Genomic DNA, 23,479 nt, shown 5'->3' with positions numbered 1-23,479 from the left:
AGGGCAAAATTCCGACAATGAGGCCATTCGCCTCTTTTCCAAATAAAGACACTCCGTCCGTGGGCCAATCGCCATTTCTTGCAGATATTCCGATGTTTCACCAAGTTTCGCCACCCGGGGGAACCACGAGCCTCATAAATAAGCAGTTTGTCTCAATTGACAGTTGCTCCCGGGAACATTACCATTAATCTATTGTAAAGCATAATGCTTTTTTCAAAATGGTAAGAAGGTGACTGGAATTGCAAGCGATATATCGACCTACCCTGGCGGAGATCAACCTGGACCATCTGCGCGCCAACTATAACGCTTTTCGTGATGCGCTGCCAAGCCACATGAAATTGCTTGCTTGTGTGAAGGCTAACGCCTATGGTCACGGAGCTGTAGAAGTGGCACGCGAACTTCAGCAACTGGGGGTGGCTTACTTAAGCGTAGCTTTCCTGGATGAAGCACTCGAGCTTCGGCAAGGAGGCATCTCTAGCCCGATCCTGGTGCTCGGTTATACACCACCGGAGGCTGTAGAGATCGCTTATGAGCATGATGTAACCATAACCCTGTTCAGTTCGGAAGTGCTCCAAGCGATAAAGGCACTGCCGGTCCAGCCGGAGAAGCCACTCAAGGTACACATCAAGATTGACAGCGGAATGGGTCGTTTGGGCCTGCTTCCAGGCGAAGATGCGATTTCTTTTATAGAAGAAGTATTTTCGCTGCCGCAGGTTGTTGTCGAAGGAATGTTTACCCATTTTGCAAGAGCGGATGAAGAGAACAAAGACTATACGTTGGGACAGTACCGCCGTTTTCAGGGCGTAGCGGACGCTCTTCGGGATAAGGACTACCATATCCCGATCATACATACGGGCAATAGTGCTGCTGCAATTGATACACCCGAATTATCCTATGATATGGTTCGTGTCGGCATCGGCTTGTACGGACTGTATCCTTCGGATGAGGTGAATCGAAAGACAGTGAGCCTCCGCCCTGTCATGACGTTAAAGACAAAGCTTGTCTACGTCAAAAATTTACCTCCGCATTCCGGTATCAGCTACGGGACGAAGTATGTAACGGAGGAGGAAGAGCAAATTGGAACCCTTCCCATCGGTTTCGCCGATGGCTTCTCTCGTATGCTGAGCGGTAAAGTGGAAGTATTAATACGCGGCCGCCGCGTCCCTGTAGTCGGAACCATCTGTATGGACCAATGTATGGTATCGCTCAAACCTTTCGCCGATGAGGCGGAACAAATTAAAGCTGGTGAAGAGGTTGTACTCATCGGTCAGCAGTCTGGCGAATGCATCACGGCAGATGAGCTGGCGTCCAAGCTGGGGACGATCCACTACGAGGTCGTCTGCATGATTGCCCACCGGGTACCACGTCAGTATATACGTGATGATATACCCGTGAAGACCGTAAACGCACTCTGGAGCAACCTTTAAAAAGGCATGTCACCCTAAGTAATTTATTCAGGAAAGAAGGAATAAGTACAGACCTTCCCGAATTAGGAATATGTCGTTAAAGTCTGTACGAAAGTGTCGATTGTAGTTTATAATGATATGCAGCATACTTGATATACCTTCGGCATATATATTCTTTTGTATAATTTTCCTTGAATAATGTAATACTGGTGCACAGGCGAGAAGGTTGTGGGGGTGTAATAGAGGGTGGCCAATATGCAGAACACCAAACGAATCATGATCAGTTTACCGGATCATCTTTTGCAGGAAGTGGACGGGATCGCTCAGCTGGAAAATTCCAACCGCAGTGAGCTTATTAGGCAAGCCATGAAGTTGTACCTGAATGAACGGAAGAAACGTTACATTCGTGAATCCATGCAGCGAGGTTATATGGAAATGGCCAAAATTAACCTGACCATGGCTTCTGAGGCGTTTCACGCGGAGGAAGATGCAGACAACACTCTAGACCGCTTAGTAAGCGGGGTGTAGACAGTGATCGTTAAACGGGGCGACGTATTTTTTGCGGATTTATCACCTGTTGTCGGTTCTGAGCAGGGCGGCGTAAGGCCGGTCCTTGTCATTCAGAACGATATCGGCAACCGGTTTAGTCCGACTGTGATTGTTGCAGCCATTACGGCACAGATTCAAAAAGCCAAGCTGCCGACTCACGTCGAAATCGACGCGGCGTCGCATGGATTTGACCGGGATTCCGTCATTTTGCTAGAGCAGATCCGGACGATTGATAAGCAGCGGCTAACCGACAAAATCACCCATCTTGATGATGAAATGATGAGTAAGGTGGATGATTCCCTGCAAATAAGTCTGGGCTTGATTGATTTTTGATTCCATTCAAGCGCTAACGTTTTCCACATAGAATGTTATGACTAAAAACCCTCAAGGAGTGACTCCTTGAGGGTTTTTATATGGAGGTATGGATGACGGCTCGGCAATTGCTGCATGAGACTGGAGATGGGTGGATTACGTGTTTGTAGGTATGAGGATGTAGGCCGTAGTGACCGCCGCTGCAATAAACAAAAGGCAGGCAACGGACCAGGCAATCGCATGTTTGTCATTCATCTAAGGTGACCTCCTGATTTTAATGAGGTGTGGATAGCCGGCAGCTGCATTTTCGTACTATAAGAATATAAATAAAATCTTAAAATCAGATGAAATTGACATTAAAAGCAGCTTAAAGCCTTATGAAGTGAGCGATGTAGTGGAAATGAGCGCTTAAGTTTGGGATAATAGCAAATATAGTTTCATTGAAGAAAGAGGGATATCATTGTCTGAATTAGAAGCTGTTGTGGAAGTAAATGAAGAACAGATTCGCAAGGAAGAATCGAAACGGATCGTGAAGCAGATCGCAAAGGAGCTTCAATTGTCCGAAAAACAGGTGCGCACGACCGTTGAACTTCTGGATGAGGGCAATACCATACCGTTTATTGCGCGTTACCGTAAGGAAATGACAGGCGAACTGGATGAGAACCAGTTACGTGATATTGAAGAGCGGACAGGCTATTTGCGCAATCTCGAGGTCCGTAAGCGGGAAGTCATCCGCATCATAGAGGAGCAAGGCAAGCTGACGGAAGATCTGAAGGCGTCGATTACAGCCGCCGTTAAGCTGCAGGAGGTAGAAGATCTCTACCGTCCGTATAAGCAAAAGCGTAAAACCCGGGCAAGCGTCGCCAAGGAAAAAGGACTTGAGCCGCTGTCGGAGTGGATATGGTCGCAGCCGAAGCAGGCTGATGTGATGGTTGAGGCAGCCAAGTATGTCGATGAGGAGAAGGGTGTGGCTTCGGCAGAAGAGGCTGTGCAAGGCGCGATGGATATACTGGCCGAGAACATTGCCGATGACGCAACCGTTCGTTCCTGGGTACGCAGATACAGTATGGACCACGGCATATTAACCTCAGAGGCGAAGGATACCGAAGTGGAATCCGTATACGAGAACTATTACAATTACCGGGAACTGGCAAAGAAAATGCCGCCACACCGGATTTTGGCCATTAACCGGGGAGAGCGCGAGAATATTCTGAAGGTGGGGCTTGATGTTCCTTCCGAATCCGTTCATGCGTATATCGGCAAGCAGGTGCTTAAAGGTCCTTCTGCCGTCACCGACATTCTTACGGCGGTGATCGAGGATTCATACAAACGTCTTATTGCTCCATCGATTGAACGGGAAGTGCGGGGGGAGCTGACGGAAAAAGGGGAGAATCAGGCGATCTCCATCTTTGCGGGGAACCTGCGCAGCCTGCTGCTGCAGCCGCCGGTGAAGGGACGCTGTGTGCTGGGCGTTGACCCGGCATACCGTACCGGTTGTAAGCTTGCGGTGGTCGATGATACGGGCAAGCTGCTTGAGGTAGCTGTAACCTATCCGACGCCGCCGGCCAACAAGAAGCAGGAAGCAGCCGCAAAGTTTAAAGAGCTGATTGCAAAATACGGCATCAAGCTGATTGTCATTGGAAACGGTACGGCATCCCGTGAAACGGAGCAGTTCGTTGCTGAAGAAGTCATTGCGGAACTTGCCGACCCTGAGCTGGCATACCTCATCGTCAATGAAGCGGGAGCAAGCGTGTACTCGGCATCGAAGCTGGCTCAAGAAGAGTTCCCTGATCTGGATGTCGCCGAGCGCAGCGCGGCCTCGATTGCACGCCGTGTGCAGGATCCGCTGGCCGAGCTGGTGAAGATTGATCCGAAATCAATCGGCGTGGGCCAATATCAGCATGACGTAACCCAGAAGCATCTGGAGGAGAGCCTGAAGGCCGTCGTGGAGTCTGCGGTTAACCATGTCGGGGTGGATGTGAATACGGCATCGCCGTCGCTGCTCTCCTATGTGGCTGGCATCAATGCCACCATTGCCAAAAATATAGTGAAATACCGGGAAGAAAACGGGAAGTTTGTCAGCCGGAAGCAGCTGCAGAAGGTTCCGCGTCTTGGTGCCAAGACCTACGAGCAGTGCGTGGGCTTTATGCGGATTTCGGAAGGCGAGAACATATTGGATCGTACCCCGATTCACCCGGAATCCTATGCGGTGGTTGACCGTTTGTTCAAAGAGCTTCAGGTAAGTCTGGACAAGCTCGGAAGCAAGGAGCTCGCTGAACTGCTGGATGCCCAGCAGCCGGAGAACCTTGCCGTGAAGCTGGAGGTTGGGGTGCCAACGCTGCGTGATATACTGGACAGCTTGCAGCGCCCGGGACGCGATCCGCGGGAGGAATTGCCGCTGCCGATTTTCCGTCAGGACGTACTGAAGATCGAGGATCTCATGCCGGGAATGGAGCTGCAGGGAACGGTACGCAATGTCATCGATTTTGGCGCCTTTGTGGATATCGGCATCAAGAGCGACGGCCTGGTGCATATTTCCCAGCTGAGCGATGGATTTGTCAAACATCCGATGGACGTTGTTTCCGTGGGGGATAACGTTACCGTGTGGGTGCTGAATGTAGATTTGAAAAAAGGCCGCGTCGGATTGACGATGCGCAAGCCGAAAGATCAGTCATAAGATCTGCTTAATAGAAGAAGAGCCGGAACTCCTTTGGGGAGAACGGCTCTTTTTTTTCGTAATAGGTCCGGACAAAGCTAATGGAGCATGTCCCGGCGGTTGGTTTAGCCATGATTCAGCTTTAACAGCAGGACTTTTTTATCGTATCTCTCCAGACACCAGTGATATTTTGCTAAAATTTTGGGTTCGACTGTGGGAGCAGATACATCGAATTCATGAAAACCAAACTTCTTATAGAAATGCTGCAGCTCCTCAAACGGAATGCAGTATACGGTTTCCAAGCCCAATCTTTTCGATTCTTCTACCAAAAACGCGACGATTTCGTGCGCAAGAGATTGTCCTCTAAACTCGTTCAGAATATAAATACCGCCGAGCTCCGCCTCGTGGTCATTAAGTTTAACCAATCGGCCGACTCCTGCATCGTCGTCTTGCGACATCACGATCGCAATGATTTCATTGTCCAGTGTGCTTGGCTGGAACCCGATGTGTTCGTATTGCTGATTGACCCAGGTCAATTCTGCTGGAGTCACCCTTTTGATGCTCATGACTACTCACCTCAGCTTGATAATAATATATGTTGAGATACACTGCTCCCTAAACTAACGCGTCGGCTTAACGCTCGCTGTCCGATTGCTGCTTTTTCTTCGCCCGAAACCGTCTGACCTTCATCAGATTGCCGCACATTTTATCGTCGCAATAACGTTTGGAACGGTTCCGTGTATCGTCATAATATACCCACAGGCAATCCGGATTTGTGCAGATGCGAAACCGGGATAATTCGCCTTGCTCGATGGCTTGCGCAAAGGAGCCGGCAATCTCGGCAGTCACTGCTTGCAGGCCCGGATTTTGGGGGATATAAGACAGCTCCAAGTTTTGATCCTCATCTATTTCCAGATGGCGAATAACGGGGCCAGCAGCCATCCAGCGGTTCAATGCCTCTATCTCCCTGAGCGAAGGTGGCTCTCCCGCGACGATGTGTTGAACACATGTTCGAAGGAAGGAGCGAAGCTGCCGGAGAAGTTCCAGTTCATCCGGGGTCAGCGGCAGGTTGACTTGAAGCTGATATTGGTTCATGAAATCGGTGAGCCAATCCTCACGGGCAAGCCGGTCCTCGGATCGGCCGCTGCCTCTCCAGTCATGCCATTTGCTATTTATAAAATCATCCCATAACATGAAACCCATCCTTTCTCATTCATTATTGTAACAAGTGAAGATTTATGTTACTAGTTACTTGTAATGAAGTCTAAACTGTGTTAATTTTTATGTAACATTCTATTTCACTTATGGTGGTTACAAAAAACGAGGCGGAGGCGATGGTGGTTATGAACATGAAGGAACTACTGCTCCAAAACTGGGATTATACGATGGGGCAAGAGGATTGGTATCCTCCAATTCTCCCCGCCCTGAAGGATGTGACGGTCGAGCAGGCTTTGTGGAAACCGGAAGGGCAGGCGGCGAATTCCATTTGGGAGAACGTGCAGCATTTGCTGTATTACAAGCAGCGTCTGCTCGCGAGATTGGAAGGTACACCGCTTCCTGATGAAGGGATAGGCAATGACGAGACGTTTCTCATTCATGACCCAAGCGAGGAGGCATGGAATATGGCTCGGGAGCAGATTCAAGATGTTCATGGCGCTTTAAGACACAAGTTTGAGGAGATGCCGGAGGCGGAGATCATCGAATCGCCTCAGCGAATCCTTAGCTTAATTATGCATGATGCATATCATACGGGACAAATTGTTTTTCTCCGGAAGCTTCAGGGCTCCTGGCCAGCTAAACGCAGCTTTCTATAAGTTCAAAATTCGACGCATTCAGCCCTAATCAAACGCAAAAATAAGCCGGACAGGGTGTCCGGCTTATTGTCATACATATGGATCGGTTGCAGTGCCCTAACGGGCATTCGAGTTTTCTTCACCCGGGGAATTCCGGTAAAAGTACCAGCATTCGTTCAGCAGCTTGATCTGACGTCTGTCCTTTTTACGAAAAGCGCGTGTCAATTGATTGCAGAGCCATTGCGGCAAGGGTATCTCCTCCTCTTGCTAATTCCATCTGTATGGATAGCATATGGGGAAAAAGCCCAAAGCGTGCAGGTCTACCTCGATTATTGCGCTTCTTCCTCGTACCACTGCTCAAGCTGCGCTTGGAGAGCCCGAATCTCGGTAAGCAGCGAGATGAGCGGATATTCCGTTTCCTTAAGGGAAGCAAAGGCCTGCTCAAGCTCATTTATGTATTCCAGACCACCTTGAATGCTTAGCGATTCCTGCAGCAGATCCAGATTGTCGCATTCCGCTACAGCAAGAGGCAGCTGAGGTTTGCCTGCGGCGGTGAGTTTATCAATTTCCTTATTGAGGCGTAAATTTAGAGCACTGAGCTGGTAAGCATAGTCACTGGGCATTTCGACAAATAACAGCTCGTCCTGTCCTTTTAAAATAACGTAGCGCATGTTCGGCATGATTGCAGGTTCTCCCTCCATACTTTCTACTTGACAGTGTAGCCCAGAGAGAAGTTAAAATTCAAGTAGCATTTATAAGGCAAAAGGAAGGATCGGACAGGGTGACGATGAACGAGATGAGTAATGAAGAACTGCAGGCATGGGTTGAGAAAATCTCGCTGGAGAGCTTTCGGGTTCCGTTCAGGCACAAGGCGACGTTTAACCGGCGATTGTCCTCGACAGGCGGCCGCTATTTCATGAAAAGCCATCATATCGAGATCAATCCGCATCAGCTGGCTACGCACGGCAGGGAAGAGGTGGAGAAGATCATCAAGCATGAGCTGTGCCATTATCATCTGCATATTGCGGGCAGGGGATATCGGCATCGGGACGCTGATTTCAAAAGCCTGCTGCAAGCCGTTGGAGGGAGCCGTTTCTGCAAATCCTTGCCGAAGGGCAAGACTGCGGGCCGTCGGGAGCCGGAACCTTATCGATATAAACTTCGCTGCAGCGCCTGCGGGACTGAATATCTGCGCAAACGGAAGATGAATCCGGCCCGGTATCGGTGCGGAAAGTGCGCCGGACGCCTTACGCTTCTGAAGCTTGACTCCCCTATGAAGTCATGATAAATTATTAATATCCAACTTAATGTTCCCTGATAGCTCAGTTGGTAGAGCACTCGACTGTTAATCGAGTTGTCACAGGTTCGAGTCCTGTTCGGGGAGCCATATGGAGAGATACCCAAGTGGCTATAAGGGGACCCTCTGCTAAGGGGTTAGACTGCGTAAGCGGTGCGAGGGTTCGAATCCCTCTCTCTCCGTTGAGCGTTACATCGAAGAAAGCTCCCATCACAAAGTGATCGGGGCTTTTTTTGCAAAGGGATGAGAACCCTAGATAGGGTTCGTCGGAGCATAAGCGGCGTTAGGTATACTTCGCAGTCTCGACCGAAGGGAGAGTACCCCTTTCTCTTTCGTTGAACTTGAATGGGGGAGAGCTCAATGAAACAGATTATTGCCATGGGTGGCGGCGGTTTCTCGATGGAACCGGATAATCTCTTGCTTGATCGCTATGTTTTGGCACAAGTATCGAGAGAGAGGCCTGAAGTGTGTTTTGTTCCGACGGCAAGCGGGGATGCGGATGGTTATGTTGAACGTTTCTATCATGCTTTCCGGACACTGCCGTGCACTCCCAGCCATCTGTCACTGTTTCAGCCGAACTTTGCCGATCTTCGGTCTTTTGTACTCAAGAAGGATATCATCTATGTTGGCGGGGGCAATACCCGGAATATGCTCGTCTTGTGGAAGGAATGGGGCTTGGATCAGATACTCAAAGAGGCTTATGAACAGGGTGTCATCTTAACCGGTTTAAGCGCTGGTTCCATTTGTTGGTTTGAGCAGGGAGTGACGGACCCGTTGAACGGGCCTTTGTACAAGCTTGAGGGTTTGGGTCTATTACAAGGCAGTCATTGCCCGCATTATGATGGTGAGAGCAAAAGAAGACCTGCCTATCATAAACTCGTGCTTCAAGGTGAATCACAAGCGGGATATGCTGCTGATGATGGGGCTGCATTGCATTTTATGGAGGGACGGTTGCATAGAATCGTAAGCTCAAGGAAAAATGCATATGCATACCGTGTGGAGCGCGAAGGGAATAGCGTTCAAGAAGCGAAGTTAACGCCGGACTTTTTAGGCTGATTTATTGGCCGAAAAAGCTCCAAAAATAAATATTAAAATTCACGAAAAAAAAGCTTGCCAGCTTTTTTGAAATTATGCTATACTCAATCTTGTCGTCACGGCGACGTGGTTAAAGTGGCCCGTTGGTCAAGGGGTTAAGACACCTCCCTTTCACGGAGGTAACAGGGGTTCGAATCCCCTACGGGTCACCACTTTCTATATAACTTTGGGAATGAGAATCCCGTCGGTTCGTCGGAGCATAACCCTCCGTTAGGATAAGCTTCGCAGTCTCGAACGAAGAGAGAGTATCCCCTACGGGTCACCACTTTCTATATAACTTTCTTATATGGCAGCAGCATGATTGTCATCGAGAGCCATTAGCTCAGTTGGTAGAGCACCTGACTTTTAATCAGGGTGTCGAAGGTTCGAGCCCTTCATGGCTCACCATTTTTATGAAGTAACGAAATGATGTACCCCTTATATTATGCGGTAGTGGTGGAATGGCAGACACGCTATCTTGAGGGGGTAGTGGGTGTATACCCGTGGAGGTTCGAGTCCTCTCTACCGCATACGAACATTAAGAAAAAGCTCCGCACTTTGGTGTGGGGCTTTTTTTTGCGTTTAAGATATCAGAAAGTAAAAATTTCGAAGTATGGCCTACCTGATATCGCAAGAAAAACAACCTCTAAACGCGGTCTGTCTTCTCTAGAATGCACGTCGATAGACGTTTTTTCTTACATCAAGGTTTACATAGGATTCATCACGGTTTCCATCGATTTTCAGTGCGCGTTTATGCAACACTGGTGTTTCATCTCTGGTCAGGAGTTTAATATCATAACGTGGACGAGCAGCAACTTCAAATTACCTATAAGGAGTGATTCAGAATGGCTAATAACAACAATGGAAAGATGAGCCGTGAAGAAGCAGGACGTTTAGGTGGAGAAGCAACAGCGAACAACCATGACAAAGAGTTCTACCAAGAAATCGGACGGAAGGGCGGCGAAGCAACTTCCCGGTCCCATGACAAAGAGTTTTATCAGGATATCGGTAAAAAGGGTGGAGAATCCACGTCAAACTCCCATGATAAAGAATTTTATCAAGAAATCGGCCAGAAGGGCGGGGAAGCGACTTCCGATTCCCATGGCAGGGAATTCTATGAGGATATCGGACGCAAAGGCGGCGAGGCTACCTCGGATTCCCACGGACGTGAGTTCTATCAAGAGATTGGGCAGCAGGGCGGCGAAGCCAGAAGCGGCAGCGGCAGCAACGGGGACGGCAAGATGAGCCGTGAAGAAGCGGGCCGCAAAGGCGGCGAGGCGAGAGCAAGGCAGCGCCAGCGGGGGAACTAATGACAATCCGGCGGATTTGAGAAGAAGTTCCCCTTGGAGGGGACTGAAATTCTCGCATGCGAAAGATCCGCCTCATATCATACCATTTGAAAGCAGCAGCTACGACTCCCTGACAGGGAGTGCGTGGCTGCTTTCTTTTTGCCTTGTATCGTCATGCAGCAAGGTGGAAAAGAGAAGATCGTGCTGGACTTTTGGGACAGTGTGTGATAATTATATGATAATGATAACCATTCTCATTTAAGGTTGGGGTCTGTACAAATGGTAAACCTATCGACGAATCGTAGCAGCAAAAAAGATCCGCGTGAATACAGCGGGCTCATGGCCCGTTTATGGAATATGGATATTGTTCATGGGCAAGAGCTCTCCTTAGAGCAACAGCTGGCAGTTCAGCCAGCCCTAATCATCCCACTTAGCGGAGAAACCTGTTTACTACAGGCAGAGCAAATGACCCGTATGAATAAGGGATGTGTTTATTTTTGTGCAGCGGGGTCTACTTTTGGAATCACGAGTGCCGATCACAAGAATCCTGAGGAATACGAACAGGCTTCGGTCGCGATCCTTCATTTTAGTTTCATGGAAGGGATATCAGGCTGCGGTCGATTGCAGGAGGTGGACGGCGCCGCTTTCATGCCCTATGACGGCATCTTTGTCATCAGCTCTCCGGACCGCTTGAATCTCGTCTGCCGGTCGATGTATAAGGATTTTCACAGCAAGGAGCCCATGAAGCAGTGGAGAGTTCAGCTGGATTTTCAAGAGCTGCTGTATACGATGATTGCCGAATGCAGCCCTTACTCCAAGAATGATAAGCGGCAAGCACTGGAGCGGGTGAAGGAGTATATCGAGGAGCATTATGATGAAGATTTAACGATTGAACAATTGGCGACACTCTCCGAGCTGAGTCCTAAATATTTTGTAGAAGTATATAAGAAGACGTATGGGCACAGCGCAATGGATTATTTGGCGCATGTTCGATTGAACAAGGCGAAGCAGCTGATGCTGGGCTCGGATTCTTTGCTGCGTGAAGTGGCGCATATGGTGGGGTATAAGGATGAATTTTATTTTAGCCGCAAGTTCAAGAAGGCATTCGGGATCTCTCCCTCGGTGTATATGAAGACAAGGAAAAATAAACTGGCGATGTACGGCTCCACAGCTCTTCTGGGTTACGCCATGCCGCTGGATTTTACGCCGTATGCTGCTCCGCTTCATCCAAAGTGGTCACAGCATTACTATAACCTTCTTGGGCCGGATATCCCTGTCCATCTGGATGCATACCGCCAGAATCATAACAAATATGCCAATCTGGAGAAGCTGGCCTCGGCACGTCCCGAGCTCATCGTCTGTGCACAAGGGGTGGAGGATTGGGAGAAGGAGCAGCTTCGGCTGATTGCACCTCTCTACGAAATGGCGGAAGAACAGGAAGGGTGGCAGTTTAATCTGTTGGGACTCGCTAAATTGCTAAACAAGCTGCCCGAAGCAGAGCGATGGATTGAAACGTTCCATCATAAAATATCAACTTACCGAGAGAAGCTCCCCGCTGAAATGATGGATGAACGCACGCTTTTGACCGCACGCCTGCATCAGGATGAACTTATGGCTTACAGCCATCCGGGCATGAAGGAACTATTATTTGATTATTTTAATTTTCAACCGGCTAAGCCTATGGATCGGGAGGATGCAGGATGTTTAACGATTAAGCAGATCAAGGAGAGCCGCGCAGACCATATTCTGCTCTTGATCCGTCAGGATTCCGAAACGCTGGCGAATTGGAGAAAACTGCAGGCAACGCCCGAGTGGATGACCATTCCCGCGGTGCGAGATGGAACGTTCCATCCATTATCCTCTTACCCCTGGCGCGAATACTCTCCCATTGCGATGGAGCAGATGGCGGAGGAGGCCTTCCGGTTGTTTTCCGGAAATTGTCCATGAGGAATCCGGTTATTTGTCCATGGTGCTTAGAGAGCAAATCCTATACTATGATCAATAATGATAATCATTATCATTTGTTTTGATCATAGATCATGGAAGGGGTATTTGGAGAGAGATGAAACGAATGAAATGGGTTTTGGGGTTATTGCTGGCATTTGCGTTGGTACTGTCCGCTTGCGGTGGAGGTAATGACGCTAAAGATACAGACGGAGCAAGCACGAATAATGCAGCAGAAAGCACGAACACAGCCGGGGAGGATAACGCTGCGAAAGAAGAAGCGACCCCCGCTGCGTCCGATACTAAAGTTGTGAAATACCTCGATCAGGAATATACGCTTCCGGCCAAAACGGAGCGCATCGTCATCACGGGTGCCGTTGAAGCCATGGAGGATGCCATTGTGTTGGAAGTGAATCCGGTTGGAGCGATCACCTTCTCGGGTAAATTCCCGCCGATGTTTGAGTCGATCACGAAGGATGCTCAGTCGGTTGGTGAGAAAATGGAGCCGAATTTTGAAACGATCCTGTCTTTGAAGCCGGATGTGATTTTGGCATCGTCCAAAGCGAAGCCTGAAGTCATTGAACAGTTGAACAAAATTGCTCCCACGATTCCGTACTCCCATATCTCGACTAACTGGAAAAGCAACCTGAGATTGCTCGGCGAGTTAAGCGGTAAACAGGAACAAGCGGAACAGGCAATCGCGAAATATAAAGAGGACTTGGAAAACGTCAAAGAGACAATTGGAGATAGTCTGAAGGACAAGAAGGTTCTGGCGCTTCGGATTCGTGCAGGCGAGATGTACATCTACCCGGCAGGGGTGTTCTTTAACCCGGTGTTGTATGAGGAATTGGGGATTGCAGTACCGGCTGAAGTAGCCGCAGCCAAAGCGCAGGAACTGATCTCGAAAGAGAAGATTGCAGAGATGAATCCGGATTATGTATTCGTACAGTTCTCGCCTGATGAGAACAAGGATACGCCGAACGCCCTGGAAGAGCTGCAGAATGATCCGATCATGAAGAACTTGAATGCATTTAAGAACGGCACCGCTTTTGTCAACGTGGTGGACCCACTCGCTCAAGGTGGAACCGCGTACAGCAAAATCGAGTTTCTGAAAGCTGCGGTCGAAAGTCTGACAAAGTAACATTCATCATTCCAGTATAAACCTATAAGGCGTGTTGTTCATGGGGTTCAAAAAATCACTGCCGGCTGTCATCCTTGTGATGGCCCCGGCGGTCTGTTTATTACTCATAGCGGCCTCCATCCTGTATGGAGCCAAAAATATTACGATGGATACCGTTTGGGATTCCATCTTTGCTTTTGATTCGGAGAGCATCGATCATCAGATCATTGTGAGCTCCCGATTGCCGAGAGTCGTTGGCGCCATGCTCATCGGCGCTTTTCTCGCGGTATCAGGCGCGTTAATGCAAGGAATGACAAGGAACTATTTGGCGTCCCCATCCATCATGGGGGTATCCGACGGTTCGGTGTTCGCGGTGACGCTGTTCATGGTATTTATCCCGAACGCCAGCTCCAATATGTACATCGTCAGTTCGTTGATCGGCTCAGCCATCGGAGCAGCCGTCGTGTTCGGCTTGGCATGGCTTATTCCTGGCGGACTCAGTCCGGTTCGACTGGCAATACTCGGAACCGTGATCGGAACGTTTCTTAGCGGTACCGCGGAGGCATTGGCGGCGTATTTTCAAGTATCGCAAAATATCAGTTTCTGGTACAATGCCCGACTGCACGCAATGGACCCGGAACTGATCAAACTGAGCATTCCGTTTGCCATCGTCGGTTTAAGCCTTGCCGTTGTATTATCCAAATCGATCACGCTGCTATCACTCGGGGACGAGACGGCCAAGGGACTCGGTGTGAATACATGGCTGATCAAAGCCCTTACGATGCTGGCTGTTGTCATTCTAACCGGCGTATCTGTGGCGCTGGCGGGTAAGGTTGCCTTTGTAGGCTTGATTATTCCTCATATTGCCCGTTTCCTGTCCGGCTCGGATTATCGATGGATCGTACCGGTGTCGGGCGTGCTTGGCGGCATGTTTCTTGCATTGTGCGATATTCTCGCACGCTTTGTAAATTACCCGTTTGAGACGCCGGTGGGTGTTATTACTTCGTTGATCGGCGTTCCTTTCTTCCTCTATTTGATCAAGACGAGGGGAGGGGCTCAGCGTGCGTAATACCTACTATCGATTCCCGATTGTTCTGACTGGAGGAATCTTGGTTGTATTGACTGCCGTATATTTCAGTCTGACCAACGGGACGTTTGATATGTCCATCAAGGAAGTATTTCAGACACTGCTTCGGATGAGTCCCAATTCCGATTTTGAACTCGTTGTGTTTGAATTCAGGTTGCCGCGTATCGTGCTTGGCGCTCTCGTCGGGTTTGCGCTGGGGATGGCCGGTGCAGTTATCCAGGGGGTTACCCGCAATGGACTCGCGGATCCGGGTATCCTCGGCATCAATGCAGGTGCAGGCATGGCGGTTGTGTTGTTTATGTTCCTGCTGCAAGGGCAGATCACGATGACAGGCTGGCTCGGGGTTATGATGATGCCGATGTTCGGTATCGCTGGCGGCTTGGCGGCGACTACGGCCATATTTATGTTCGCCAGAGAAAACGGAAAGCTGGATCCGCAGCGGCTAATTCTTGTGGGGATTGCGATTGCATCCGGCTTTGGTGCTATTACGATGTTCCTCTCGCTGAAAATGAATCCATCGGATTATGAGATGGCCGTAGCTTGGCTGGCCGGCAGCCTTCACAGCGCCAACTGGAAGTTCGTGGTCACCATGCTTCCTTGGCTCATTTTGCTGCCGCCTGTCATTTGGCTCCGCTCTCAAGTGCTCGACTTGTTCCAGCTGAGCGAGGAAAGCGTGAAGAGTGTCGGGGTGTCCGTCGAGCGCGAGAAAAATGTATTGCTTCTATGCAGCATCGGTTTGGTTAGCGCGAGCGTTGCCGTATCCGGCAGCATTGGGTTTGTCGGTCTGATCGCTCCGCATCTGGCAAGGCAGCTGGTTGGACTGCGGCACAGGCATATCATCCCGATCAGCGGTATAGCAGGCATGGCGATTGTGGTCATAGGCGATTTCATCGGCAGAACGATATTCGCTCCGGCCGAGCTGGCTGCAGGCATTGTGGTGTCCGTGATCGGGGTACCGTATTTTATCTATCTATTAATTCGCATGAGAAAATAAAAGCAGCTTTCGGGAGGATCACATGAATCGTTATCAACAGCTGGTGGTTGAGGACAGGGAACTCATACTATATTTACCTCCTTCTTATCATGAGTCGGACCGTTCCTATCCTGTTGCCTATGTACAGGATCAAGGAGATATGTTCACGGACTGTCTCAACTATCTGAACCATCTGTTTGCAGCAGGCCAACTCGTCGAGGTCATCCTGGTCGGGATATCGTCAACAAATCGGAACCGTGAGTATACGCCTTGGCCAGCCGAGCCGCTGCTGGAGGGCAATCCGCCTTTCGGCGGGGAGGGCAGAGCTTATGTCGATGAGGTTGCGGATGTCATCAAGGCATACATAGACAGACATTACCGTACACTCGCAGCCCCCGAGCATACAGCCATCATTGGCGGTTCCTTTGGCGGTTTGATCTCGATGTTCGCGGGGTATTGGCGGGCCGAGACCTTCGGACGGATCGGGATGCTGTCGGCTTCGTTATGGTATGAGGGGGTTATGGATTACATCAGGGAGCAGGGGAAATTGCCTGCCGGGGTGAGGGTGTATATGTCCGTTGGACAGTTGGAAGGTGCGTATAAGGAAAATGCGCAAAAACATATGTTTTCGAATAACGTCGAGGCCCATCGATTCTGGTTGGAACAAGGGGGGAGCCCCGAGCGGCTCCAGCTGGCGGTAGATCCTGATGGGACCCATGATCCCATCTTTATGGCCAGAAGATTTCCGGATGCGCTGCGGTGGTTGTTCGTCAAGGAAGAATATGACCAAGAATCCGAGATGGTGCGAGCTCAGCATGAGGGTATGGGTAATCACGAAAAAGGCGAAAAGCACGAAAAGGATGAAGAGCACGATAACCGCGATGACCATAACCATGATAACCGCAATAACCCCGATAACTGCAATAACCACGAAAAGGATCCTCTGTTTTGCATACCGGGAACGGTGACATGGTCCATGCAATCCGACGTCACAGGCCGTGAATACCGCATTTTCATTGCCGAACCGATGGGGCCGCCACGCGAAGGGGGGTATCCTGTGTTATATTCGCTGGATGCCAATGCGACCTTCGGATCGCTTGCAGAGGCAATCCGGCTGCAATCCCGGACGCCTCGGGGCATTCCTTCGGCGCTTATTGTCGGGATCGGCTTTGACAGTGACAGTCCCATCGTGAGCAGTGAGCGTTTTTATAACTTTACTGAATATGCTGAAGACCATGAACTGCCGGTCCGTCCTAACGGATTGGATTGGCCGGAAACAGGCGGCGTCGAAGCATTCCTTACGTTTATCGAGCAGCAGCTGAAGCCGGCCGTGGAGCGGCAATACGAGGTGAACCGTTCAAAGCAGGCGCTGTTCGGGCACTCGCTCGGTGGTTATTTTACCTTGTATACCTTATTCACCAGACCGGAGACCTTTTCGCGGTATATTGCGGCCTGTCCCTCGGTGTGGTGGAAGAACTACGTGCTGTACAAACGATGGGAAGAGGGAAAAACCCGTTTACAGCAGAGTGGACAGCGCAAACAGCTGCGTCTGTACGTGGGAGCCGAGGAGAAGCCGTCCATGGTTCAAGACGCCAGGGAGCTCTATGCATTCCTCAAAGGGCATGATGAGCTGCTGGAGACTACGTTTAATGAAGTTGAGGGAGAAGGCCACGTCTCGGTACTGCCTGCTCTGATAAGCCCTCTGCTTCGTTTTGTGAACGCGTAATATGAGAATGATGCGTTAAGCATGAATAAGCAGCCTCATATCCGTGATAAAGCCGGATATTGAAGCTGCTTATTTCGTGTTGTTGTATGTAGGCAGAGAGTTAATCGAGTAATTCCGGATCATCAAGGATGGATGAGTACTTGGGGTATAATCTGCGAATGCAATCCGGACAGATGTCGTGGGTGAATTCAATGGGGAGGCGGCTCTCCAAATAGCTCTCCACGGGCTCCCATTCTTCCGCGTGGTGAACGTATTTGCATACGGCGCAGATGGGAATATGCCCGGGAAGGGGAAAACTGTGAGCCAGCGCTTGTTCCAGCAGCAGTTCCTTACGTTTGAACTTCGTAATATCCGTAAATGATATCATAGCTCCGTGAATACGACGGTCCTTGTTGATAAGCAGCGGCAGTACCTCACATAACACCCAATTCTCTTGGCCGTTCCATGGCACTGCATATTCAAAGGAATAATCAGGCTGCTTACCCAGCATAACATCTCTTACGGAGGGCACATCCAGCTCATGGAAAAAATGATCGAATGAAGCCAAACTCAAGGGCTGGGAAGCGATATTAAAAAAAGATGCCCCCTGCCATCCAAACTCAGGGGAAACACCATATCTTTCGGCCATGGTAATGAGTGGATCGTTAATTTTGTCTATGATGCCATCCGGCGTAATGATCATCAATCCTTTATTCAAGGAATGAACCGCATTATTCCAAGATGTGATCATGGTATCGTAGGGCAAATGACTCGCTCCTCGTACTGAATAGACTCATGAGTAAAAGATACAACGAACAATGAGTACTATGGTATAATTTAGGCAATATATATTTGATTATACACGTAATTAAGTGGTTTTGCAAGAGAAAAATACGTACATAAGTAATTTTCTTTCAAAGAGAACTAGGAAGGCGGTTGTTTGATGCAATCTATTTACCAACGAATCGAACATCTCATAGAAAGCCGAGGTATGACCAAGAAGGCGTTTTGTGAAACCCTCGGAATCAGCACAGGAAATTTTGGTGATTGGAAGAGGGGGAAAACAACGCCGAGCACGAATAAATTGATTGAGATTGCAGCATTCTTTTCCGTAAGCTTGGACTGGTTGATTATTGGCAAGGGCAACCCTACCCGAGTCAGGGAAGCGCGTGGGGAGTATGGAGTGGATGCGGAATCGTCCGATCTTCCCTTCATGTCCGGATTGGCAGAGAATGAGAAGGAGTTTATCCGTGAATATATCGAGTTCTCAGCATACCGGAAGGAAAAGCGAAACGACAAGACTTAGCAGCTCATACGCCTAAGCCCATGATCCACAATTTGGTTCTTTACTTTTGTATGATGGAACAGTATAATAGGGAATGTTCGCTACAGAACATCCCTTACAACATGCGGTAGTGGTGGAATGGCAGACACGCTATCTTGAGGGGGTAGTGGGTGTATACCCGTGGAGGTTCGAGTCCTCTCTACCGCATACTTCATAAAGAAGCTGTTTATCAAGAGGAATTTTTCCTTTGATAAACAGCTTTTTTTATTTGCTTTGCGAGTCGGGACATGCTGTTTCTTTTGCGAGTTGGCCTATTTATCGTTTCAATTTGTGCTGCAAGTTTAAAGAGTACATGTAGAGATCATAATAGGGCATGAAGGAGATGAACGAGCATGAAACCATTATACACAGCAGATGTAAAAGTCATTGGAGGGCGCGAAGGCTCTGTTGAATCTACGGATGGGGTTCTTAATCACAAGCTAAGCATGCCGAAGGAGCTTGGAGGACCGGGCGGTGGCGGAACCAATCCGGAGCAGCTGTTTGCTGCCGGCTATGGCGCCTGTTACGAAAGCGCCCTGGCTAATATCGCCCGTAAAGAGGGCGTCGAGCTCAAGGACGTTGTGATCCACTCCCAGGTCATGATCGGAAAGGACGAGGGCGCTGACGGCTTCAAGCTTGCGGTGAAGCTGAAGATCGAAATGCCGGGTATCGAACGAAGCCAGGCAGAGGACCTTGCGAAGAAGGCGCATGCATTTTGCCCTTATTCCAAGGCAACCCGAGGCAACATCGACGTGGAATTAAGCGTGAGCTGACCATAAAGAAATTCGGATGGCCCTCTGAAATGGAGGGTCATCCTTTTTGTCGGCTTACGATGCGGAATATGAAACTTTTTACATGATACTTCGTATTTCAGTTAAAGCTATGAATTGGAAAGGGGCGCTTAAGATGAGTATTGAACAAATGATAGAGGAACGGTTTGTATGCAGCAAATGCGGAGGGAATCACTGCCAGACGAAAGAGGTCTCGATGTCAGGGGCCGGGCTGAGCAAGATGTTTGATATTCAGCACAATCATTTCCTATTTGTTTCCTGCACGAACTGCGGATATGTGGAAGTGTTCAACCCGGATATATTAGAAGGTAAAAAGAGGGGGCAGCTTGGCTCGATCCTGGATGTGTTCTTCGGTTGACATCACCCCTAAAATTCTTTAATATGACTAAGTACCAGAAAGTACAAACCAGTCATAAGGAATTTAAATAAAATAAACGGGTGATGAACATGCCATACAGACCGCAGATTGCAAATGTGACCACAGCTGGAAGCAATGAAAAAGAAGGGCTTTACGAATTCATTATCCACACGGCTGACGGAACGGATATTCGCGTATTCTATAACCGCTTCCCGGAATGGAAACTGACTGCGCTTAGCCGACTTGGGAAAGTACCTTGCCCGGTTTGTCGTAAGGATTTCATATGCAAATGCATGGAGAAATTCTCGAACGAATTCGATCAGCAGATGAAAGACGGCGAGTGGCTGAACAAAGCTGCTGAGTAATAAACCAATAAGCGTACTTGATCAAGCGTAGGAGAGGGCTCCTGCGTTTTTTCTTGTTTTAGGCCTGAAGGGAGCCAGGAAAGATATGAAGGATCGTGCAACCGAAAATCATGAAGAGTATGCGATTGTACTGATTGATGGTGTGTGCCATTTGTGCCAGGGTCTGACGCAGTTCATTATCAAGAGAGATCCTGCGGGTGCCTTTCGTTTCGCTTCGCTGCAATCCGAGATTGGACAGGAGCTGTTGAGGCAGGGAGGGCTACGTGGAGATACTACGGAAACGATGGTGCTGATTGAACAGGGGAGGTATTACACAAGGTCGACGGGAGCTCTGCGGATTGCGCGGCGTCTTCGCTTTCCTTGGCCGCTGTCGTATATCCTGATTCTGATTCCCCCATTCTTACGAAACCTGGTGTACCGCTGGGTAGCGAAGAACCGTTACCGGTGGTTTGGGCAATCCAGTGAATGCATGATCCCGACGCCGGACATTCGGCGCCGGTTCTTGTCCTAATCCACTTGTATTAATGATGATGTTCTGCCGTACCTTCTTGAAATGTCGGAGTTCCTGCTTGCAGGTAGGCAAGCTCGGCCTCGGACAGTTTGCCAACCGCGAACGGTTTTTGGGGAATGATGATGGAACCGTTGTTGCCGCTGTGCAGCTTGATGAAATACAGCCCCTCTTTATCGAAGGTTTTGGTTACCGTGTACACGCCATCACCGACCTCTACCGCGTCTGTCATGGGATCCCGCAAGGAGCCGTCATGGCTCCACAGTTCGTAGTGGACAAAATCCGCACCGGGTACTCTTTGGCCATCCTGGGTGAGAATGATTTCAATGGTCTCCGGTTGACGCACAGATAACGTCTCCGGAATGTTCACCTCGGCGATCAGCGGGATTTCTTTTTCATACCGGTTGGCTGCTTCGGGACTGGCCGAACAAGCGCTCAGCAGCAGGACCGACAGTAGTACGGATAATATAACACGGCTTTTCATGATCATGGACCGCCACCCCTTATTATAGTTAGAGTATAGAACCGAATCAGGCATTCAGAAATGTCTTGATCGCCGGTACCCTCCGAACGATGACATAATCGATGATCCACACGATGATGAGCGACAAGCCAACAAGCGGGAACAGGATCCCCAAAGCGATGAGCAGCAGAAGGAATACCCACATGTTCTTCGCTTTAACCTCGGGTGCTTTTGGTGCCCCCAGTCCGTGCTCCGGTTTTCGCTTCCACCACAAGTACAAACCGCTTACCGCAATAAAAATGATGCCTATGCATATAAGCAAACTGAAGATCTGGTTGACGATGCCGAATTGGGTTCCTTTGTGCAGGGTAATGCCCAGGGCAACGGCTTTGCCGACGAATCCGTAATGATCATAGCGATAATCCGCCAACACCGCGCCGCTGTACTGGTCGATATGCATGGTAGCTTCGTCCTGCGCTTTCGGCGGATAGGCCGACAACGTGTACACGCCGTCCGCTTGCTGCGGAATGCTGATGGTGTAGCTTGGATGGATCCCCTCGCTTCGGGCTACGTACATGACATCTTCGATTGGAAGCGGCGTAAAGTCGGAGATGGTGGAGTTAGGTACCTCCAGATTTTCGGCCGCCCAAGGGACCTCTGCGACTTCCTTCGTCTGAACCACATGGGAGGATGGCGCACTGCCTGACCAGATGGAAGGCGGATAGCCGGCACCGGTATTGGTCGCCACGGTTTGGAAATTGCTGCCCCACAGGCCTGACCAGGGCAAACCGGTCATGACGAGAAACAGCATGCCTGCCGCGATCCAGAAGGCGGGAACGGCATGCAGGTCCCTGCGAAGAATCTGCTTGCCCTTGCCGAGCCTGGGGTAGAGGATACCCGCGAGGCTTCTTTTCTTTTTGCTTTTGTTTTTATTTTTCGGGAACCACAAATACACTCCGGTAATGATGAGCACGATCGCCCAGCAGGCGGCAAGCTCCACGATCCGGTCCCCGATGGTCCCGACCATCAGCTCACCGTGGAACTCCTCGATTTTGTCCATGATCCGGTCTTTGTCTTTCAACTCGCCTATCTTCTCTCCGGTATAAGGGTCCATGAAGACGGTCATGGATTCGCCCTCTGAGGTCAAACTGATCTCTGTAGAACGGGAGTCCGACTCGCCGGGGCGGTATTTCGTGATCGTAGCGTCAGGGTAGAGTTCTTTCACTTGTCCGACCAGCTTGCTGGGCGTTACCCGTTCAACCTGAGGTGTTACCGTGTAGTAGTCCCGATATAGCGCTTGTTCAATCTGAGGCTTGAATAAGTAAACGGAGCCGGTTACAGCCAGGATGATCAGAAAGGGAGCAAAAATGATGCCGGCATAGAAATGCCATCTCCAGACGGTTTTGTACCATGCGGCAGAGCTTGGATTTGGCGGTGGACTTTCATTTGGTTGGATTGCGGGAGGTTTCTTGTTCCCCATGGCTGGTGGCTCCTTTTCCATTACGGCTAAAATTTATATAAGATGAACATGAGCGTTCATTTCACATATCAGATGAGTTTACTTCGGGGCCCGGAAACCGGCCTGGACGGCTTCTGCCTCGCTGCAGAACCACTGCTCCTGCTTCGTTCGCTCATAGTATGGGGATTCGGGAGTGTGGTAGATTTTTTCACCCTTCGAGTTGATGTTGCCTTTGATGTCGCAGCCTTGCTTGTACTCTTGTCTGTTCTCGTTCGGAACTTGGGATGCCGCTGTGTTATTACGGCTGCTGTTCTTGTTGTTTGCGTCGTCCTGCTCCTCCGGATGGAAGCCGTCTTCCTGGGCATAGTTCTCTACGCTCCATATGCCGAGCGCCTGGTCGCGGCTGATCCGCTGCAAATCATCAAATTTGTCCACATAGCGGGTGTTGGGCGGATAGATATAGGCCACGCGGGCAAGTCCTTCTTCAAGCAGCGATTCCTGGACCATTTTTCCGTCGGCATATACATACGCAAGCAGCCTGGAGTATTTATCGCGGTTCGGACCGATATCGAACTCCAATTCAAGAAGGTCGGCTTGTTCCACCAGATCCTTCGTAAAAGCCTTGGCTTCGGGCCCGAACGGCTGTACGCCCAGCTTCGGATGGCTTGTCTCGGGCGTGTCGACTAGCAGCATGCGAACATTCTCTTTTTTACCTTCGAACATCACGCTGATGGTGTCGCCATCAACGGCTTTGACCAGTTCTACGGCTACCCGCGGAAGATTCAGATCATCGGTTGGATAGGTCGTTGGTTTTGAATTCGTCGTGCTGGTGTTTGTCTTTGCCTGGGAGTTAGCGGTTGTTGCGATTCCTTCGTTCGATGTCGCCGGGGACATCAGCGGCTGGCTGCAGCCTGACAATAGCAGCAAGGCGGTTAGCATAGCGGTTAACATTCGTTTGTTCACTTGTTGTCACTCTCCTGGCTTGGATGTTTGGTTCAGATGGTTT

At 49.7% G+C, this 23,479-nt stretch carries 26 protein-coding genes and 6 tRNA genes; 24 read left to right on the top strand and 8 right to left on the bottom strand.

Translation table 11 applies throughout. The annotated features are described in order from the left end of the window. Positions 1–239 precede the first annotated feature (239 nt). The 4 genes from alr to PAEVO_RS19815 all read left to right on the top strand — a co-directional run bounded on the left by alr (position 240) and on the right by PAEVO_RS19815 (position 4,944). Complete coding sequence (gene alr / locus PAEVO_RS19830) at positions 240–1,427, top strand: alanine racemase (RefSeq protein ID WP_100539084.1); 1,188 nt, start codon at positions 240–242, stop codon at positions 1,425–1,427. Between the two features lie 225 nt (positions 1,428–1,652). Beyond that, positions 1,653–1,934 carry a CopG family ribbon-helix-helix protein gene (locus PAEVO_RS19825; RefSeq protein ID WP_028406492.1) on the top strand — a complete coding sequence of 94 codons (282 nt, stop codon included), beginning with the start codon at positions 1,653–1,655 and terminating at the stop codon, positions 1,932–1,934. A gap of 3 nt (positions 1,935–1,937) precedes the next feature. Next, the gene (locus PAEVO_RS19820; RefSeq protein WP_006212388.1) at positions 1,938–2,288 is read left to right on the top strand and encodes a type II toxin-antitoxin system PemK/MazF family toxin; all 351 of its coding nucleotides are present in this window, start codon (positions 1,938–1,940) and stop codon (positions 2,286–2,288) included. 439 nt (positions 2,289–2,727) lie between these two features. Continuing rightward, positions 2,728–4,944: a Tex family protein gene (locus PAEVO_RS19815; RefSeq protein WP_100539083.1), complete on the top strand. Its 2,217-nt coding sequence runs from the start codon at positions 2,728–2,730 to the stop codon at positions 4,942–4,944. Positions 4,945–5,048: 104 nt separating this feature from the next. Here PAEVO_RS19815 and PAEVO_RS19810 read toward each other — a convergent pair whose 3' ends face one another. Beyond that, complete coding sequence (locus PAEVO_RS19810) at positions 5,049–5,489, bottom strand: GNAT family N-acetyltransferase (protein WP_100539082.1); 441 nt, start codon at positions 5,487–5,489, stop codon at positions 5,049–5,051. Between the two features lie 67 nt (positions 5,490–5,556). Continuing rightward, positions 5,557–6,117 carry a CGNR zinc finger domain-containing protein gene (locus tag PAEVO_RS19805; RefSeq protein WP_100539081.1) on the bottom strand — a complete coding sequence of 187 codons (561 nt, stop codon included), beginning with the start codon at positions 6,115–6,117 and terminating at the stop codon, positions 5,557–5,559. Between the two features lie 149 nt (positions 6,118–6,266). Here PAEVO_RS19805 and PAEVO_RS19800 point away from each other — a divergent pair, with 149 nt between their 5' ends. After that, positions 6,267–6,737 (top strand): DinB family protein, encoded by a 471-nt coding sequence (locus PAEVO_RS19800; RefSeq protein WP_100539080.1) that lies wholly within the window; start codon positions 6,267–6,269, stop codon positions 6,735–6,737. Between the two features lie 96 nt (positions 6,738–6,833). Here PAEVO_RS19800 and cmpA read toward each other — a convergent pair whose 3' ends face one another. Continuing rightward, entirely contained in the window at positions 6,834–6,965 is a 132-nt protein-coding gene (gene cmpA / locus PAEVO_RS19795; protein ID WP_015737250.1) for a cortex morphogenetic protein CmpA, read from the bottom strand. An 80-nt stretch (positions 6,966–7,045) separates the two neighbouring features. Beyond that, entirely contained in the window at positions 7,046–7,396 is a 351-nt protein-coding gene (locus tag PAEVO_RS19790) for a hydrolase/acyltransferase (RefSeq protein ID WP_100539079.1), read from the bottom strand. A gap of 116 nt (positions 7,397–7,512) precedes the next feature. On the opposite strand from PAEVO_RS19790, the gene PAEVO_RS19785 reads away from it, so the two are divergent. The 13 genes from PAEVO_RS19785 (at position 7,513) to PAEVO_RS19725 (ending at position 17,226) form a co-directional block, all read left to right on the top strand. Beyond that, entirely contained in the window at positions 7,513–8,001 is a 489-nt protein-coding gene (locus PAEVO_RS19785) for a SprT family protein (RefSeq protein WP_207797488.1), read from the top strand. Positions 8,002–8,027: 26 nt separating this feature from the next. Next, positions 8,028–8,103 (top strand) — tRNA-Asn (locus PAEVO_RS19780). Between the two features lie 3 nt (positions 8,104–8,106). Next, positions 8,107–8,195: transfer RNA gene (locus tag PAEVO_RS19775), tRNA-Ser, on the top strand. Between the two features lie 178 nt (positions 8,196–8,373). Next, positions 8,374–9,069: a Type 1 glutamine amidotransferase-like domain-containing protein gene (locus tag PAEVO_RS19770; protein ID WP_100539077.1), complete on the top strand. Its 696-nt coding sequence runs from the start codon at positions 8,374–8,376 to the stop codon at positions 9,067–9,069. Between the two features lie 116 nt (positions 9,070–9,185). Next, a tRNA-Glu gene (locus PAEVO_RS19765) sits at positions 9,186–9,260 on the top strand. 159 nt (positions 9,261–9,419) lie between these two features. Then, positions 9,420–9,495, top strand: a tRNA-Lys gene (locus PAEVO_RS19760). A 39-nt stretch (positions 9,496–9,534) separates the two neighbouring features. Then, positions 9,535–9,617, top strand: a tRNA-Leu gene (locus PAEVO_RS19755). 315 nt (positions 9,618–9,932) lie between these two features. Beyond that, positions 9,933–10,397 carry a KGG domain-containing protein gene (locus PAEVO_RS19750; protein ID WP_100539076.1) on the top strand — a complete coding sequence of 155 codons (465 nt, stop codon included), beginning with the start codon at positions 9,933–9,935 and terminating at the stop codon, positions 10,395–10,397. Positions 10,398–10,655: 258 nt separating this feature from the next. Beyond that, positions 10,656–12,323, top strand: a complete 1,668-nt coding sequence (locus PAEVO_RS19745) for an AraC family transcriptional regulator (RefSeq protein ID WP_100539075.1) — start codon at positions 10,656–10,658, stop codon at positions 12,321–12,323. Between the two features lie 115 nt (positions 12,324–12,438). After that, a complete protein-coding gene (locus PAEVO_RS19740; RefSeq protein ID WP_100539074.1) occupies positions 12,439–13,461 on the top strand; it encodes an ABC transporter substrate-binding protein in 1,023 nt (340 codons plus the stop codon). A 40-nt stretch (positions 13,462–13,501) separates the two neighbouring features. Further along, entirely contained in the window at positions 13,502–14,509 is a 1,008-nt protein-coding gene (locus tag PAEVO_RS19735; RefSeq protein ID WP_100539073.1) for a FecCD family ABC transporter permease, read from the top strand. After that, positions 14,502–15,521, top strand: coding sequence for a FecCD family ABC transporter permease (locus PAEVO_RS19730; RefSeq protein ID WP_100539072.1), 1,020 nt, complete (start codon positions 14,502–14,504; stop codon positions 15,519–15,521). Before PAEVO_RS19735 ends, PAEVO_RS19730 begins: the two co-directional genes overlap by 8 nt. Before the next feature lie 22 nt (positions 15,522–15,543). After that, entirely contained in the window at positions 15,544–17,226 is a 1,683-nt protein-coding gene (locus PAEVO_RS19725) for an alpha/beta hydrolase (RefSeq protein ID WP_100539071.1), read from the top strand. 100 nt (positions 17,227–17,326) lie between these two features. Here PAEVO_RS19725 and PAEVO_RS19720 read toward each other — a convergent pair whose 3' ends face one another. After that, the gene (locus PAEVO_RS19720; RefSeq protein ID WP_243390829.1) at positions 17,327–17,956 is read right to left on the bottom strand and encodes a PAS domain-containing protein; all 630 of its coding nucleotides are present in this window, start codon (positions 17,954–17,956) and stop codon (positions 17,327–17,329) included. A 192-nt stretch (positions 17,957–18,148) separates the two neighbouring features. Here PAEVO_RS19720 and PAEVO_RS19715 point away from each other — a divergent pair, with 192 nt between their 5' ends. The 6 genes from PAEVO_RS19715 (at position 18,149) to PAEVO_RS19690 (ending at position 20,554) form a co-directional block, all read left to right on the top strand. Next, a complete protein-coding gene (locus tag PAEVO_RS19715) occupies positions 18,149–18,511 on the top strand; it encodes a helix-turn-helix domain-containing protein (protein ID WP_100539069.1) in 363 nt (120 codons plus the stop codon). A gap of 103 nt (positions 18,512–18,614) precedes the next feature. Then, positions 18,615–18,697: transfer RNA gene (locus PAEVO_RS19710), tRNA-Leu, on the top strand. Between the two features lie 185 nt (positions 18,698–18,882). After that, on the top strand, positions 18,883–19,302 hold the full coding sequence (locus PAEVO_RS19705) for an organic hydroperoxide resistance protein (protein WP_100539068.1): 420 nt from the start codon (positions 18,883–18,885) through the stop codon (positions 19,300–19,302). Between the two features lie 133 nt (positions 19,303–19,435). Continuing rightward, a complete protein-coding gene (locus PAEVO_RS19700; RefSeq protein ID WP_071222731.1) occupies positions 19,436–19,678 on the top strand; it encodes a zinc ribbon domain-containing protein in 243 nt (80 codons plus the stop codon). Positions 19,679–19,767: 89 nt separating this feature from the next. Beyond that, positions 19,768–20,043, top strand: a complete 276-nt coding sequence (locus PAEVO_RS19695) for a hypothetical protein (RefSeq protein WP_076324660.1) — start codon at positions 19,768–19,770, stop codon at positions 20,041–20,043. Between the two features lie 85 nt (positions 20,044–20,128). After that, positions 20,129–20,554 carry a thiol-disulfide oxidoreductase DCC family protein gene (locus PAEVO_RS19690; RefSeq protein WP_100539067.1) on the top strand — a complete coding sequence of 142 codons (426 nt, stop codon included), beginning with the start codon at positions 20,129–20,131 and terminating at the stop codon, positions 20,552–20,554. A gap of 10 nt (positions 20,555–20,564) precedes the next feature. Here the strand turns inward: PAEVO_RS19690 and PAEVO_RS19685 are convergent, their stop codons facing one another. From PAEVO_RS19685 to PAEVO_RS19675, 3 genes are all read right to left on the bottom strand, one after another. Beyond that, positions 20,565–21,041 (bottom strand): FixH family protein, encoded by a 477-nt coding sequence (locus PAEVO_RS19685; protein WP_100539066.1) that lies wholly within the window; start codon positions 21,039–21,041, stop codon positions 20,565–20,567. A 40-nt stretch (positions 21,042–21,081) separates the two neighbouring features. Beyond that, on the bottom strand, positions 21,082–22,494 hold the full coding sequence (locus tag PAEVO_RS19680; protein ID WP_100539065.1) for a PepSY-associated TM helix domain-containing protein: 1,413 nt from the start codon (positions 22,492–22,494) through the stop codon (positions 21,082–21,084). A 78-nt stretch (positions 22,495–22,572) separates the two neighbouring features. Next, entirely contained in the window at positions 22,573–23,436 is an 864-nt protein-coding gene (locus PAEVO_RS19675; protein ID WP_100539064.1) for a thermonuclease family protein, read from the bottom strand. Positions 23,437–23,479: the final 43 nt, after the last annotated feature.

The sequence above is a fragment of the Paenibacillus sp. GM2FR genome (genome assembly GCF_002803325.1).
In the GTDB taxonomy this organism is placed as follows: Bacteria; Bacillota; Bacilli; order Paenibacillales; family Paenibacillaceae; genus Paenibacillus_AQ; species Paenibacillus_AQ lautus.
Note: the sequence above shows the minus strand (reverse complement) of the source record. Positions and strands in the feature narration are given on the sequence as shown.